The 14804-nt window shown below is 38.7% G+C and carries 17 protein-coding genes; 7 read left to right on the top strand and 10 right to left on the bottom strand.

From position 1 onward, the window contains the following. The first annotated feature begins 91 nt into the window (after positions 1-91). Together KFO35_RS06415 and KFO35_RS06410 are read left to right on the top strand one after the other, a co-directional pair. Positions 92-844, top strand: a complete 753-nt coding sequence (locus tag KFO35_RS06415) for an exodeoxyribonuclease III (protein WP_002308394.1) — start codon at positions 92-94, stop codon at positions 842-844. A gap of 617 nt (positions 845-1461) precedes the next feature. Then, on the top strand, positions 1462-1995 hold the full coding sequence (locus KFO35_RS06410; protein WP_002291442.1) for a 3'-5' exonuclease: 534 nt from the start codon (positions 1462-1464) through the stop codon (positions 1993-1995). Between the two features lie 494 nt (positions 1996-2489). Here KFO35_RS06410 and KFO35_RS06405 read toward each other — a convergent pair whose 3' ends face one another. The 4 genes from KFO35_RS06405 to KFO35_RS06390 all read right to left on the bottom strand — a co-directional run bounded on the left by KFO35_RS06405 (position 2490) and on the right by KFO35_RS06390 (position 5418). Beyond that, positions 2490-3014 carry a GNAT family N-acetyltransferase gene (locus KFO35_RS06405; protein ID WP_002344486.1) on the bottom strand — a complete coding sequence of 175 codons (525 nt, stop codon included), beginning with the start codon at positions 3012-3014 and terminating at the stop codon, positions 2490-2492. After that, the gene (gene tsaE, locus KFO35_RS06400; RefSeq protein ID WP_002344487.1) at positions 3007-3480 is read right to left on the bottom strand and encodes a tRNA (adenosine(37)-N6)-threonylcarbamoyltransferase complex ATPase subunit type 1 TsaE; all 474 of its coding nucleotides are present in this window, start codon (positions 3478-3480) and stop codon (positions 3007-3009) included. Before tsaE ends, KFO35_RS06405 begins: the two co-directional genes overlap by 8 nt. Positions 3481-3604: 124 nt before the next feature. Then, the gene (pta, locus tag KFO35_RS06395) at positions 3605-4585 is read right to left on the bottom strand and encodes a phosphate acetyltransferase (protein ID WP_002312157.1); all 981 of its coding nucleotides are present in this window, start codon (positions 4583-4585) and stop codon (positions 3605-3607) included. A gap of 152 nt (positions 4586-4737) precedes the next feature. Continuing rightward, positions 4738-5418 carry a uracil-DNA glycosylase gene (locus tag KFO35_RS06390; RefSeq protein ID WP_156272299.1) on the bottom strand — a complete coding sequence of 227 codons (681 nt, stop codon included), beginning with the start codon at positions 5416-5418 and terminating at the stop codon, positions 4738-4740. A gap of 125 nt (positions 5419-5543) precedes the next feature. Here KFO35_RS06390 and KFO35_RS06385 point away from each other — a divergent pair, with 125 nt between their 5' ends. After that, positions 5544-6413, top strand: a complete 870-nt coding sequence (locus tag KFO35_RS06385) for a Cof-type HAD-IIB family hydrolase (RefSeq protein ID WP_002312156.1) — start codon at positions 5544-5546, stop codon at positions 6411-6413. 25 nt (positions 6414-6438) lie between these two features. Further along, positions 6439-6954, top strand: coding sequence for an LURP-one-related/scramblase family protein (locus KFO35_RS06380; protein ID WP_002344490.1), 516 nt, complete (start codon positions 6439-6441; stop codon positions 6952-6954). A 46-nt stretch (positions 6955-7000) separates the two neighbouring features. Here the strand turns inward: KFO35_RS06380 and KFO35_RS06375 are convergent, their stop codons facing one another. From KFO35_RS06375 to gloA2, 4 genes are all read right to left on the bottom strand, one after another. Next, on the bottom strand, positions 7001-7564 hold the full coding sequence (locus KFO35_RS06375; RefSeq protein WP_070872676.1) for a GNAT family N-acetyltransferase: 564 nt from the start codon (positions 7562-7564) through the stop codon (positions 7001-7003). A gap of 54 nt (positions 7565-7618) precedes the next feature. Further along, positions 7619-7798, bottom strand: a complete 180-nt coding sequence (locus KFO35_RS06370) for a hypothetical protein (protein ID WP_002308376.1) — start codon at positions 7796-7798, stop codon at positions 7619-7621. A gap of 76 nt (positions 7799-7874) precedes the next feature. Beyond that, positions 7875-8384: a hypothetical protein gene (locus KFO35_RS06365; protein WP_002344491.1), complete on the bottom strand. Its 510-nt coding sequence runs from the start codon at positions 8382-8384 to the stop codon at positions 7875-7877. A gap of 94 nt (positions 8385-8478) precedes the next feature. Further along, positions 8479-8859, bottom strand: coding sequence for an SMU1112c/YaeR family gloxylase I-like metalloprotein (gene gloA2, locus KFO35_RS06360; RefSeq protein WP_002313429.1), 381 nt, complete (start codon positions 8857-8859; stop codon positions 8479-8481). 331 nt (positions 8860-9190) lie between these two features. On the opposite strand from gloA2, the gene pnuC reads away from it, so the two are divergent. Next, a complete protein-coding gene (gene pnuC, locus KFO35_RS06355) occupies positions 9191-9940 on the top strand; it encodes a nicotinamide riboside transporter PnuC (protein WP_002287078.1) in 750 nt (249 codons plus the stop codon). Between the two features lie 42 nt (positions 9941-9982). Here pnuC and KFO35_RS06350 read toward each other — a convergent pair whose 3' ends face one another. Then, positions 9983-11260, bottom strand: coding sequence for a hypothetical protein (locus tag KFO35_RS06350; RefSeq protein WP_070703714.1), 1278 nt, complete (start codon positions 11258-11260; stop codon positions 9983-9985). A 78-nt stretch (positions 11261-11338) separates the two neighbouring features. After that, positions 11339-11983, bottom strand: coding sequence for a pyroglutamyl-peptidase I (gene pcp, locus KFO35_RS06345; protein WP_002287081.1), 645 nt, complete (start codon positions 11981-11983; stop codon positions 11339-11341). A gap of 293 nt (positions 11984-12276) precedes the next feature. On the opposite strand from pcp, the gene KFO35_RS06340 reads away from it, so the two are divergent. After that, complete coding sequence (locus KFO35_RS06340) at positions 12277-12669, top strand: hypothetical protein (RefSeq protein ID WP_070703716.1); 393 nt, start codon at positions 12277-12279, stop codon at positions 12667-12669. A gap of 88 nt (positions 12670-12757) precedes the next feature. Beyond that, the gene (locus KFO35_RS06335; RefSeq protein WP_070703718.1) at positions 12758-14803 is read left to right on the top strand and encodes a bacteriocin-associated protein; all 2046 of its coding nucleotides are present in this window, start codon (positions 12758-12760) and stop codon (positions 14801-14803) included. The last annotated feature ends 1 nt before the right edge of the window (position 14804 follow it).

Here is a 14804-nt window from a genome sequence, read left to right as displayed (position 1 = left end):
TAGTTACTTTCATCTTACACCATTTTTTACTAAAATGAGGTACAATAGTATCGCAAAGGTAAGGAATTTAATTCGAAGGAGTGTGCTTTTATTGAAATTTATCTCTTGGAACGTGAACGGGCTTCGTGCCATCGTAAATAAAAATTTTTTAGAAGTTTTTCATGAGTTAGACGCCGATTTTTTCTGTTTGCAGGAAACAAAGCTCCAAGCAGGACAGATCGATTTAGATCTTCCTGGTTATTATCAATATTGGAATTATGCAGAACGAAAAGGCTATTCTGGTACAGCCATTTTTGCTAAAGAACCTGCATTGAATGCCACTTACGGAATGGGTATCGATATCCACGACACAGAAGGCCGTCTGATCACTTTGGAATATTCCGATTTCTTTCTTGTAACTTGTTATACGCCAAATTCTCAAAGTGAATTGAAACGTTTAGATTACCGATTAGAATGGGAAGAAGCCTTTTATAATTATTTGGAAAATCTAAAGAAACAAAAACCAGTCATCGTTTGCGGGGATCTAAACGTCGCGCATCAAACGATCGATTTGAAAAACTGGAAAACGAATCAAAAAAATGCTGGATTCACTCCAGAAGAAAGAGCGGCTCTTTCTCGACTGTTGGATAACGGGTTTATCGATACATTTCGTTATTTTTATCCAACTCAAGAAGGTGTTTACTCTTGGTGGAATTACCGATTCAATTCAAGAAAAAACAATGCTGGTTGGCGGATCGATTACTTTTTGACGAGCAAAGATTTAGCGCCAAGACTGGCTGATGCAAAGATCCATACGGACATTATGGGCAGTGACCATTGTCCAGTAGAATTAGATTTGAAATAAAGAGGTTGTGAAAAAGCTGTTTAGTTTCGAGTATGAAGAAAAATTTTGTGAAAATGGCTTTCCACATTTTTGCATAAATTTGGCTTAATACCGAGAAACTGGCTTTTGAACACCGTTTACCAAGAGGTTGTGAAATCAGCGTTTGACCTGAGTATTAGAGAAAGAAAACGGCAAAATAGTTCCTCATATTTTGCCGTTTGTTGAGCGAATACCGAAGGTCAGCTGATTGAACACCGTTTACCATGAGGTTGTGAGCCTGCCGTTTCACACTGAGGCACAAGGAGCAATTTCAAAAAACAGCTTCCCATGTTTTATGGATATTGTGACTTGTGACCGAGGAGTTGGCAGGAGAACACCGTTTATCAAGAGGTTGTGAAATCAATGTCCTGACCTGAGTATTAGAGAAAGAAAACGGCAAAATAGTTCCTCATATTTGCCGTTTTCTGGCTGATACCGAGAAGTCATGATCCTCTCGTCTAACTCCGAGTCGCAAGGAATGAGTTCAAAAAATAGCTTTTCTCTACAAAAACTACATAAAAAATCCTATGTTTTTTGTTAAAACTATTTGTTTTTTTCAAAAGTATGTTACAGTAATTTCCCAAGGAGGTTTTACAGAAATGAATTTTGTTGCCATGGATTTTGAAACTGCCAATCATCAGCCTTATAGCGCTTGTTCTCTTGCGTTAGTCATGGTAAAAAACAGCCAAATCGTCGATGAATTCTATACATTGATACAGCCTGAAACTCCTTTTTTCTGGCGAAATGTCCAAATTCACGGAATCCATCAAGAAGACGTACGCAATGCACCGAAATTTCCAGAAGTCTGGCAAACTATCCAGCCATATTTTCAAAAAAATCGTTTAGTCGTTGCACATAATGCTGCTTTTGATACAAAGGTCTTAGCAGGTTGTTTAGATTATTACCATCTCGAACAGCCTAATTATCTTTCTTTATGTACAGTGAAAAGCAGTCGTCGCTTGTTTCCTGAATTTCCAAATCATCGATTGAACACTGTGTGCGAAAATTTGAACATCCAATTAGATCATCATCATGATGCATTGGAAGATAGTCGTGCGTGTGCGGAAATCCTGCTTTATCAAGAAAAAAAATTCGGGACAGATCCATTGAAAAAACTCGTGACTATAAAGTAAAATAATCATTTACTTATGAAACGCACAAAGAGGTTGTGAAATCAGCGTTTTGACCTGAGTATTAGAGAAACAAACGGCAAAATGGTTACTCATATTTTGCCGTTTTTTGAGCTAATACCGAAGGTCAGCTGATTGAACACCGTTTACCAAGAGGTCGTGAGCCTGCCGTTCAGCTCCGAGTCACAAGGAGCAAGTTCAAAAAACAGCTTCTCATGTTTGATGAATGTTGTGGCTTGTGACCGAGGAGTTGGCAGGAGAACACCGTTTAAGGAAGAGGTTGTGAAAAAGCTGTGCTGCATCAAGTAATAAGAACAGCCAAACAAAAATAGCTCCTCCTATTTTTCGTTTGGTTGGGCTTATTACCGCAGATGCAAGCTTTTGAACACCGTTTATCCAAAAAAATGGACTGCGACACGACTTTTGTCACAGTCCATTCGTGCGTTTTTCTGCCTTCCCAAAAGGTTGACAGTTTCTTAACTCTTTTCTTATTTTTTCTATTCAATCAAATAACTCATTTTATATACATCTAAAAATTCACCTAAATCTGTTCTTGCCCCTCTAGGCATGACCGCTTCGATTTGGAAACCCATTTTCTGGTAAAGGTGTACGGCTCTTTCATTACGAACTTGAACATCCAGCTCCAATCGAAAAAGTACACCCATTTCCTTCGCCCAATTGATGATTTCTTCTAGCATAAGAGTACCTAGTCCCATTCCCCAATATTCCTGCAGGATACTGATACCGACTTCTCCCACGTGAGATAAACGAAATTGACTGTCTGCTTTGACTGATGCTGTTCCAACAATCGTCCCCTCATTGAGAGCAAGCAGCAATAAATTATTGTTGCTTTCGTACATATAACCCAACTCTTCTGATAAAGTTTCTGGGGGTAAAAGAAGTTCAGCTTCATCTAAAGCTAAAAATTCTGTCTCGCTATTGACTTGTTCCATCATCGAAAGAATATCTTTTGCATCATCTGGCACTGCTTCCCGCAAGATGATTCCAATTTCTTCACTCATGGTTTTCAACCCATTTTTCTAGGATTCGCTGTTTGAATGTTTCACTTTGTTCACCATATGAGACTAATTTCACATAACGCTTTTCTAAATCTGTATCACTTTTTTCTAAAATCAGTTCCAAATAATCTTCTGGCAGTGCTTCTTCTAATAGATTTCCCCATTCGACAACGGAAAGTCCATCTCCTTCAAAATATTCATCTAACCCTAAGTCAGCTCCGCTAGCTGCTACCCGATAAATATCCATGTGATACAACGGAATCCTGCCTTGATTATATTCTCTAATAATCGTGTATGTCGGACTTTTGATCATTTGCGTTATTCCCAGTCCTTGGGCGATACCTTTCGTCAATGTTGTTTTACCCGCACCTAGATCACCAGTCAATATCAGATTATCACCTGGCATGGCGGAATGACCAATTGCCTCTGCAAATTGTTCTGTCATTGTTAATCCTGATAGTTCGATCATTTTTCATCTTCTCCCGCTCTTCTTTCTTTTTGCCAGTATATCGCGTAATGAAGTTTTTTTAAAGAAAAAAACGAACTAGTCAAGAACAGCAGCTGCCGTTTTTGGACTAGTCCGTGTGTATTTGTTAATCAATCAATGTTTGTGCTGCTGTGATAATCGATAATTTATATACGTCTTCTTCATTTGCTCCACGAGACAAATCAGAAACCGGTTTGTTCAAACCTTGCAAGATTGGTCCGATTGCTTCAAAGTTACCGAAACGTTGAGCAATTTTATAACCAATATTTCCTGATTGCAATTCTGGAAATACAAAGACTGTTGCTTGACCAGCTACTTCTGAATCTGGCGCTTTCAGTTGTGCAACTGAAGGAACATAAGAAGCATCAAATTGCAATTCGCCGTCGATCAAATATTGCGGTGCTAGTTTTTTAGCGATTTTAGTGGCTTCAACTACTTTGTCTACTTCTGGCGATTTCGCTGAACCTTTTGTCGAGAAGCTCATCATCGCCACTTTTGGTTCGATATCGAACAGTTCAGCTGTTTTTGCAGAATCTACAGCGATTTCTGCCAATTCTTGTGCAGTTGGATTCACATTGATTGCACAATCAGAAAAGACGTATTTTTCTTGGTCTCTTCCACGTACCATGATCATCGCACCACTTGTCCGACTGACACCAGGTTTTGTTTTGATGATTTGAAGTGCTGGACGAACAGTGTCACCAGTCGAATGGATTGCTCCAGAGACCATGCCGTCTGCAACACCCATATACGTAAGCATCGTGCCAAAGTAATTCACATCTTTTAAAATCTTTTCTGCTTGTTCTTTGGATGCCTTTCCATTTCTACGTTCGACAAAAGCATCTACCATTTCATCCCACTTATCGTAAGTATCAGGACTAATGATCGTAAAGCTAGATGTTTTGATTCCTCTGGCATGTGCTGCATTTCTTATTTCTTCTTCGTTTCCTACTAAAATGGGTTCCACCAGTTCTTCTGCTTTCAACCGGGCAGCTGCACCTAAAATTCGAGCATCAGTAGCTTCCGGGAAAACGATTTTGATCCCACGGCGAACAATCTTAAATCTTAAACTATCAAACAATTCCACAAGATGACCTCCAGACGTTTTTATATGTATTATCATACACTATTCCATAAAAAAAGAACAGTTTATTTTATCTGTATCAGTCAAAAATGCCGGAAAAATGAAGTTTTTCACATATATGGCAAACTGCGCTATAACAGGAAAGCGCTGTTTTATTACACTGTTTCAGGCAGCTGCCAATCAATCGGTTCTTCTCCTAACGCAAGGAGTGCATCATTCGTTTTCGAGAAGGGTTTGGAACCGAAAAAGCCACGGCTTGCAGATAGCGGACTGGGATGTGGAGATGTAATGATGATATGACGGCTCTTATCAATCATTTTGATTTTTTCTTGCGCCGGTTTTCCCCACAAGATAAACACGATTGGTTTTTCTCGTTCATTTAATTTTTCAATGATCGTGTCTGTTAATCTTTCCCAACCTTTCCCGTGATGTGAATAAGCTTGCCCTTCCCGAACAGTAAGAACAGTGTTGAGTAAAAGGACTCCCTGTTTAGCCCATGATACTAGGTTTCCATGTTGAACAGGTACGATACCAAGATCATCATGAAGCTCCTTGTAGATATTTCTTAAAGATGGCGGGATCTTCACGCCGGGCTGCACAGAAAAAGATAATCCATGAGCTTGGTTTTCTCCATGATAAGGATCTTGTCCTAAGATCACTACTTTGACTTCTTCATAAGGAGTCAATTCCAACGCTTCATAGATATGATACATATCTGGATGGATCTTTTGGGTCGCATATTCTTTCTTTAAAAATTCTCTTAGATGCAGATAATAATCTTTTGAAAATTCTGAGGACAAAACTTCTTGCCAACTGTTATGAATGATTTCTTTCAAAACCTCCACCTCCTAATAAAAAGAATAACTCACATTTTCTTCAATCACAAGGGACAATCTTCCCCCTCAGCACTTGATTAATATGGTAAACTAGGAACAAGAAGCAGAAAGGAACGATAATCATTATGATCAAATTAATTGCATCAGATATGGATGGCACATTATTAGATGCCCATATGAGTGTTTCTCCTGAAAATGCCGAAGCAATACGTTTTGCAAACGATGCCGGTGTTGAGTTCATGGTCGCTACTGGACGAAACTATCAAGAAGCTCGCGCCGCTTTGGATGAAGTAGGAATCGATTGTGCGATGATCACTTTGAACGGGGCACAAGTATTTGATAAAGAAGGAAATTCCTTGTTTACCGTATCCATCCCAAATAATCAAGCAACCTCTGTTTTGGATATTTTAGACGCTAACGGTATTTACTATGAAGTAGCAACCAACGATGGTCTTTATTCTGAAAATCAAGCGAAGCGGATCGAAAGCTTTGCTTCCATGGTCGCTACCCATTTACCTCACCTTACGTATAAAATGGCGATTGCCATGGCCTCAGCTAAGCTGGAGTTATTGCACATCACATATGTGGACAGTATTCGTACCATTTTAGAAGAAAAGAATCTGGAAGTCTTGAAAATCATCTGTTTTCATACAGAAGGACCTGCTGTGTTAGGACCAGTTGGTAAGCAGATTTCTCTTTTAGGCGATTTAGCTGTCACTTCTTCTGGTCAAAACAATATTGAAGTGAACCATAAAAACGCTCAAAAAGGGATTGCCGTTGCCCATGTCGCACATGAGCGTGGCATTTCTTTAGAAGAAGTCATGACGATTGGTGACAATTTCAATGATGTCAGCATGCTGCAAGTGGCGGGAGTCAGTTTTGCAATGGGAAATGCAGAAATCGAAGTAAAAGATTATGCCAAATATACAACGGACACGAACCTTGAATCTGGCGTAGGAAAAGCCATATTGCGCGCGATTGCAGAAGACTTATAGTTTTATCTAGAAAAGAGGGATATAGATGTCAGAATTTTTCATTCAGGAAAAACAGCTTGGACGTGCAACTCGGACAATCGTCAAAAACGAAAAAGGGCATTCCCTGTTTTTGATGGTTGGTCGCTGGGGAACAAAGGGCGATGCGTTGTCTCTTTATGCCATGAATGGCGATCTTGTTGCCCACATCAAGCAAATAAGCCTGACATTCGGTACGCGTTTTGAACTGTATAAGGAGTTCGAAAAAGTGGGAACCATGCAGAAAATATTCAATTGGCCCGGTGATTTTTATTATATTCGTAGGCTTCACTGGACAGTCCAAGGTGATATCTATAATCATCAATATCAAATCCATCATTTCAATCAACAAATCATGAAGATGGATAAAGCTACGCTTTTTTCAGGAGATTACTATGTACTGGATATCTCAAATGATGAAGATGCTCCTGTTTGTATTTGTATTGCTGCGGTTTTAGATTACTGGCTTTACCGTAAAGACAAAAGTCGCGATAAGCCTGTTTCTTATCGGCTTGACTTAAGTTAAAAAGATGTACCTGAAATGCGTATTTCCGCATTTCAGGTACATCTTTTTAGATATTCTTTTGCATATGATCATAAAGATGACCACTGATCATCTGCTGACCGACCACTTTGAAGCCATGGCGTTCGTATAATTTTTTAGCCTTTGGATTTTTTTCATCCACACTTAGTCCGATGACGGAGCGATTCGCTTTCTTCGCCAATTTAGGTAATGCTTCTAATAATCGTGAACCGATGCCTTGCCCTCTAAAATCTTCTGATACACTGATAGAGTCCAAATACCATTCATTGGGAAACGTTTCTTTATCAATGAACAAACGTGTAGACGCATCTAACTGATATTTTTCTAAGATAGGTACCAGTGGCTGATCGATGATTGCTTCTTCTTCATCTGTATAACCGTAAGCAACTCCTGCAACTTTACCGTCTATTTCTTCTACGATACCTCGTGAATAACTGTAGCGATAATTAGGATCAGTGATTGCTTCTTCTAAAATCTCTAAAGTTTTTTGTTCCCCTGTCTGCTTCAAAAATGGCAATTCCATGTCTTTTAGAATCACTAAGATCAATGGGGCGATTTCTGGAGCATCTTCTTTTCTCGCAAAACGAATCATAGTTTCCTCTCCTTTTCTCCATTCTAACATGCAGAAAAAGAAATCGCAAAATCGTTATTTTAAAAAATCTTCTATCTTTTCAGTAATGAAATAACCATGAGTAACGATTCTTGCCGCTTCAGTTCGGCAATAAGGGCAGACGATTGGCATCTCTTTATCATTATGTTCGACTACATTATTGACTTCTTCGTATGCAAATTTTTTTCCGCAATTAGGGCATTTCATTTTTTCCATGTTATCTCAACTTCCTTTCATCTTTACCCTCTTAGCTTACTCTTATATTGAAAAAAAGAGAAGCGATAGCCTTTTTCTATGCAGATATCCATACCTGTTGAGTCTGTTTTCCATCAATTAATTGGACTTGATAATACGGACGTTCATCTTTAACTACAATTGCCCACTCTTTCACTTTTGCTTTTTTCCCGTAGCAGCTGACTGCTTCCTTCATCGCTGCTTGCGGTTGCTTGAACTCTTCCGTTTTTTCTATGTCAAATAGAGGTTCTGCTGTTTTTTCTGTATGATTCCTTACAGTTGCTTTCCCAGTGGACGGATTGACTGCTATGACTTGTCCTTCACAAAAAAACTGGTATTCATATGTTGCATTCGTAGGATTATCCAATTCTTTTTCCACTGCAAAATGGATAGAAGATATATTATGTTTTTTTGTTTCTTTTTTAGCGATTGCTGCTGCTTCGTTCAATGAGATCCGATATTCTTGATCACTAATATCATCCAAGTGAAAAGCGGCGCTGAGCAATCCTGTCATACCGGTAAACAATATTACGATGAGGGCAGCAGCACCAAACATCATTTTTTTCATTCTTCATTCTCCTGTTTCTTTTTTTAAAGAATATCAAGAAATGAACGAACGAAAAATCGAATGAAACGAAAAAAAAGTGACAATTTTGTTATCTTTATTCGTGTAGTTCTAACGGCAACCCGTCTGGATCAAAGAAAAACGTCATTTTTTTACCTGTAAACGTATCTTCTCTTACCGGTTCAGATTCGATCCCTAGGGAATGCAATTCTGCAATCGTTTCTTCGATATCGTCTACTTTGAAAGCAAGATGACGCAAGCCACAAGCTTCTGGATAGTTTGGTCGTTGTGGTGCATTGGCAATTCCAAAAATCTCCAATTCGGCACTTCCTAGTTTCAGATCTAATTTATAGTCATCTCGTTCTTTGCGGTAGTTTTCTCTGATTACTTCAAATCCTAATTTATTAACATAAAAATCACGTGATTTCTGATAATCTGAAACAATGATGGCTACATGATGGATCGTTGTAAGGTTCATATGAGCGCTCCTATTCTTCGTTTAAATTCGTATCTACCTTATTCTCCAGCTCTATTGTAAATGTGTCAGCTTGAAAAAAATAGCTGTTTTTTCTTTTTATAAGAAAAAAGGCAAAAAAAAAACAGAAAGTAGGTCCTCCAAGACACTCTTCCTGTTCCCAATATAATAAATGAAAGTAAGAAATTATATTTTCAAGAAAACAAACAGAAAATTATCATAACACAAATTATTTATAATTGAAAGACTAGTTTTTTTCCAAGAAAAGCATACAATAGATTGTGTTAGTAAATACAGAACACACTACATTTAGTGTCTTAAGGAGTCCTCATACATGAAGTCATATTTTCAGTTTTTAGCTCATCAGCTAAAAGGCTGGCCGCAACAAAATTATTATCTTTTCTTTTTCAGTCTTGGCTGTCAGGTCATGACTCTTGTCAATAGTCCCATCACTTGGCTGTCCGTTATCACATTTATCGGTACCACGCTTGGTGTATTGTGTATTTTATCCATCAATGCGGCAAAATCAGTCAACGGTATTTTAGGTATTTTGTCTGCGATTTGTTTTATTATCGTTGGATTTTCAGCAAAGAACTATTTAAGTATCGGTGAACAGATTGCTTATATGATTACATTGGATATCCCCGTATTGTTAAGTAAAGAATGGAATCATAATATGGCTTCAAAAATCCGAAAATTCACTGGAAAAAGCTGGTTTATCGCAATCATCAGTACTTTCCTTGTCTATCTTGTTTCAGGATTCCTGATTGGTCGTTATACAGATGATCCTCGCCCATGGGTAGATGCCATTGCTTTTTCCATTAGCTTGACTGCTGGCATCATCAGTTTCTTGCGTTATAATAACCAATATTACTGGTGGTTAGCTTCAGGGCTTGCACAAATGGTCCTTTGGTATATTTCATTTACGCATGGATCTGCAAGTTTGGCGATGTTCGTGAACAGCTCTGTTTACTTGCTGAATGATGTCCTTGCATTTACCGTTTCTCCTTGGTATAATCAAAAAGAACGTGAACGTATGCAAAAAATGGAAGAAGAATACTACAACGCACAACAACACGCATAAAAAATAGGCTTTCTCTCTATTTTTAGAGAGAAAGCCTATTTTTTATAGTAATTCCTTCAGATACTTTCTTGCCTCATCATTGAAACGCAGTGATTCTTCTAACTTCTGATAATATTCTAACGCTTGTTTTTGCGCTTCAGTAAAACGATAATGTTTTCCTTTCCATTTGTCGATCGTCTCTTGTACATTCCCAGAATGGATCTCCTTCACCACTAGCTGCCATTTTTCTTTTGAGACTGTGTACTCTTTCTTATCAGCAGATTGTACGGCTTCTCGTTCTTTACGCAATACTTTTAAAAAACCATTTCTGACTATCCGAGGAATGCTGTCGAAGAATCCTTCCGTAAAACCATAGCGACAATATTGCTTCCAAATAAATAGATAGATTTTTGGTTGGATGAACCGTTGTTTTTTCGCAAAATATTCCATCTGAGCAATGACTTCTGGTGTTCGCTGACGTTTTGTCTTTCTCAATGCGGAAATAAACGTTTCAAAATAAGCATTAGGATGTGCTGGCACTTCTTCGTAAACGATGGATTGCCAATCTTTACGTAAAAATGTGCGATAGTTGTTCAAGAATTCTTCTACATCCTTTACTAATTCTTCTGCAAAGTCGTCAAACAGTTCTTTCTTTATCTGTCGCTTTTTTGGCTGCCCGTTGATGTGTTCACTGATTTTCTTGATTTCATTTTCCAATGCTTGATAATCCGCTATGTAAATCGGCATTTCCGCTTGGCGAAATTCTGCGAGACGTTGTGCTAATTTTATATCCGGTAAATACGGCTGTTTCATCCGTCGATTTTGGTACAGGACAAAACAGTATTTTTGCCATAGTTCTTCAGGAAAATCGATATTCTTTTGCTTAAGCCATAATAATTCATCTAAGGCCAGATCGACTTTTGTCATTCCATGATGGATCGAAGCTGCTACTGTCGGAGAAACATGCAGGTGATCGGCAAAGTGGTTGATACCTAGCTTTAGGGTCTTGCCGGTTTTTGGCGATTTGACGATATATTGCACTTTTAATTCTCTCCCACATTCGCAATACAATTTTTGCTGGCTTCGTTTTGTTCGAAAAAACGGATTGATCTTGAAGTCAGAAAACACCCAATCTGTTGCGGCCAAATAATGTTCTTCCATAAAACGAGAGCTGATTAGATATCGGCGGTGCTTATCGACTAGTTCCCGCTGTTTTTTTGTTAATTTTGCATAGATCTCCCAACGTTGACTGCTTGTGTATTGTTTAGAGATCTTAATAGGATAGCTTTTGTTGATTTCTTTTGGAAACCATTCTTCAAAGATGGATTGCCATTCTTCCACGGCTATTTCTTTCCTTTCTAATTACAAAAAGCTGGCTACTAACATAACGATAGCAACCAGCCAGTGTTTCTTGCTAAATTAGTGAGTTGTTCCGGCATTCCCGGAAATATCTTCTTTATTTTCTACTGCTGCTTCAACTGCATAAGTCAAAGAAGAAGCAATGTCTTCCAGAGACATAGAAGGTGTACCCACTGGACGATCGATCACTTGATCTGGTGAGAATGGTACGTGGATGAACCCACCGCGAATTGCAGGGAATTGCGTTTCGATCAAATGAAGCAAACGATACATGATATCGTTGCAGACAAATGTTCCTGCTGTATAAGAGATGTACGCTGGTAGACCATGATCTTGTACATTTTTTGTCATTGCTTTGATTGGCAATGAAGTAAAGTAAGCGGCTGGACCGTTTTCTTCTAAAGCCGTATCGAATGGCTGATTTCCTTCATTATCAGGAATTCTTGCTTCTGCTAGATTGATTGCGACACGTTCGAACGAGACTGCTGACCGTCCGCCTGCTTGTCCGACACAGATCACGACATCTGGTTGGTGCTGTTGGATGGCTTCTTTGACTACTTGACTGCTTTTTTCGAATACGGTCGGTACTTCCACTTTGATGATTTCAGCACCGCTGATTTCATCTGGCATTTTCTTTACTGCTTCATAGGCTGGATTCACTTTGTCCCCACCAAATGGATCAAAACCTGTCACTAGTACTTTCATCTGTTGTTCCTCCGTCCGATTGATTTAACATATGGTTATCTTTTATCTTACCATTTTCCTTGAACAGCGTAAATAAAGGAAAGAAGAGTTTAAATAACATAACAGAGCAAACTTAATATATTCTTATAAAAGAAATAGCGTTCCACTACTTTGAAAGCGGATTATTTTACTATAAAATAAAGATTGTCTGATGAAATAACACCTATACCATTTATCGAATAAAGGAAGTAAGAAATGAAAAAATAACATTAGTTTGCAAAATAGGACTTCTTTTAGGAAGTACCGTCACTAGCATGGTGCAAGCAGAAGTACATGCTGACACAGTCACAGACTCAAAAAACGAAATACGGATAACCGAACAAATGCCTCGATCAGGCGGGGTCATTTTGGATGATAGCGGGAAAGTGATTGGCACGACAGATCCCTCTCTCATAATGGATGCCCCTTTAGAAAGCAGAGGATCTGTCCATATCCACCGCGGACATTGGACATACGGGACGCATAGTTGGCCGAGAGTAGCATGGGGAACCAAACAAGCTTGGTCAAATTTTAATCATTATGATTACTATGCACGAGCAGTGGTAGGAACTAAGTCAAGTACTGTTTTCGCTCCGGCAAATCGCTATGCCTATGCTACTGCAACAGGTAACAGCAAATACACTGGCTTAGCGTATTACGGCTGGTGATTAGCCACTTCTAAGTAACCACACCGATGTTTTCATCAGACGTCATTAAAAAGTTGCTACCTATTTTAACAGTAAAGGATCACATTTCATGAACAATAAACTTATTCGGTTGAATTTATTTGTCTTTTTTTCTATCCTTTCATTTATGATTTTCTTTTATATCCGAGAAACGACACAAGAAAGGATCATCGCCGATAGCTATTCACTTCCTGAACAATACCAATCGTTCGATCTACCTCGAACGATCCAAGACGATCGACAAAATTTTTCGAGAAACCTGTCCATTTTGCTCGAAACGGCAGAAGAAGAACAGTTGAACGTACTTTTTCGTGAAACAAATTTCACACCCAAAATCACGAACGGAAAGCCTGACCCAAGTGTTGATTTAGTCGTGATCGACTATTTTTCCAATGAGCCTGATTTGAGAACGCTGCTGAATCATCCTTCAGCCAAACACCTCTCAACCCAACACTATACGATCAATTATGCTTCATTCAACAATCATCCATTGATAGAGCTGCCTTCCTTTAAAGAAGCGACGAAATTTGTAGAGAGTCAAAATACAGAGCAGGTATCCGCGTTCATCGAAAGCTTGACGACTAAGTATAATGAACTCTATCAACCTTCATTCACGGTGCAGGATTTTCAATATACAGATTATCCAGAAACCATCATATTGCTTGATCATCGCCCTGTGAGAAACCTGATTGTTATCAGTCTGATCTTCTTTCTGTTATTCACCGCTCTATGGCTATTCGACAATGCAAGGAAGTTGTCGATCCTACGATTGAACGGACTCTCTTGCGCGACGATCTTGTATAAAGTACTGATAAAACATCTACTTTTCCTGTTCGGATCGTGTTGTTTGGTCCAGCTAATTTTTGATCCATCGATCTTCCTTTTGAACATGTTCCACCAATTCGCTTTTTTTACCGTATCTATCATTAGTTTGCTAGGTGTCGTTTATTTCTTATGCACCACTTCTTTTGTGGAGAATCTAAATAGGAAATCGTATGCCAGAACTTTTATTTTTTCACTTTATTTCTTCAAGACCATCGCCTTCGTCTGGTGCTTGGCAAGCGTCCTTACACTTGTAGAGCTGGTCAATCTGTCGCTTCTTCCTTCTACGTATCCGGATGAATTTTCTGAGTATGCAGTATTTTATAATACCTATTCAGGGAAAAACAACCATGAAGTCATCAGTATCGAAAACAATGTATTAAGCGCCCAACAAGACCGCTTGTATCAATATCTAGAAGAAAACGGGATGCTACTGATTGGTACAGTCAGTTACTTTATGGAAGAAAAAGAAATCAACCGCAAAATTTGTGTAAATGTCAATTATTTGCAAAAATACCCGATCATCAGCGTAACTGGACAAAAAATAGCGATCTCTCCCGAGGAAACACAACGTGTCTTTCTAGTACCGGAAAGATTGGAGAACCAGTTCCAAGAAATCAAAGAACATTATTTGCATGGCTACTTTCTGGATGAATCACAAGCTGATTTTTATCTCATCCGGTCCAAACAAGAAATCCATACATTCCATCCAGATGAAGAAATCATTCACTATCCGAATGTCATCGAAGTCCAAACAAGAAATAACAGCGCGGGGAACCTCCGGCAAATCATTACTGGTGGTGGATATTTCGACCCAGTCAAAGTTCCTATCACTCAATCGGTCGAGAAAACATTCGAACCGATCAAAAAGGTACTGGAAGAAAATTATTTATTGGACAACTACCCAGTCCTCACTCCGCTTTCAGAAATCAAAAAAGTAGATTTACAAAGAGGTCTTGGCGGAATCAAACAACGTAGCCTGGAAATTCTCTTCGCTCTTTATCTTTTGATCACGATGATTGCTTATCTCGTGCTGATCTCTTTGAAGATCAAAAAGCAGAAATATACGATTTGGCGATTGAATGGTATTTCCATGATCAAAACTTATCGTATGATTTTCTTGCCGTTTTTCATACAATATGGTGCATTGGTTTTATATACGACTTTCATGGATGCGCCTTTTGCTTGGCTCCAAAGTCTGATTCTTTTTTCTATCTTAGAGATAGGAATGATTTTCTTCACCTTGCACCGTTTGGAAAGAAAAGAAAAAGCAACTATATTAAAAGGAGAATGAT

Source organism: Enterococcus lactis, from assembly GCF_015751045.1.
Lineage (GTDB): Bacteria > Bacillota > Bacilli > Lactobacillales > Enterococcaceae > Enterococcus_B > Enterococcus_B lactis.
This window is presented reverse-complemented; position numbering and strand designations above follow the sequence as displayed.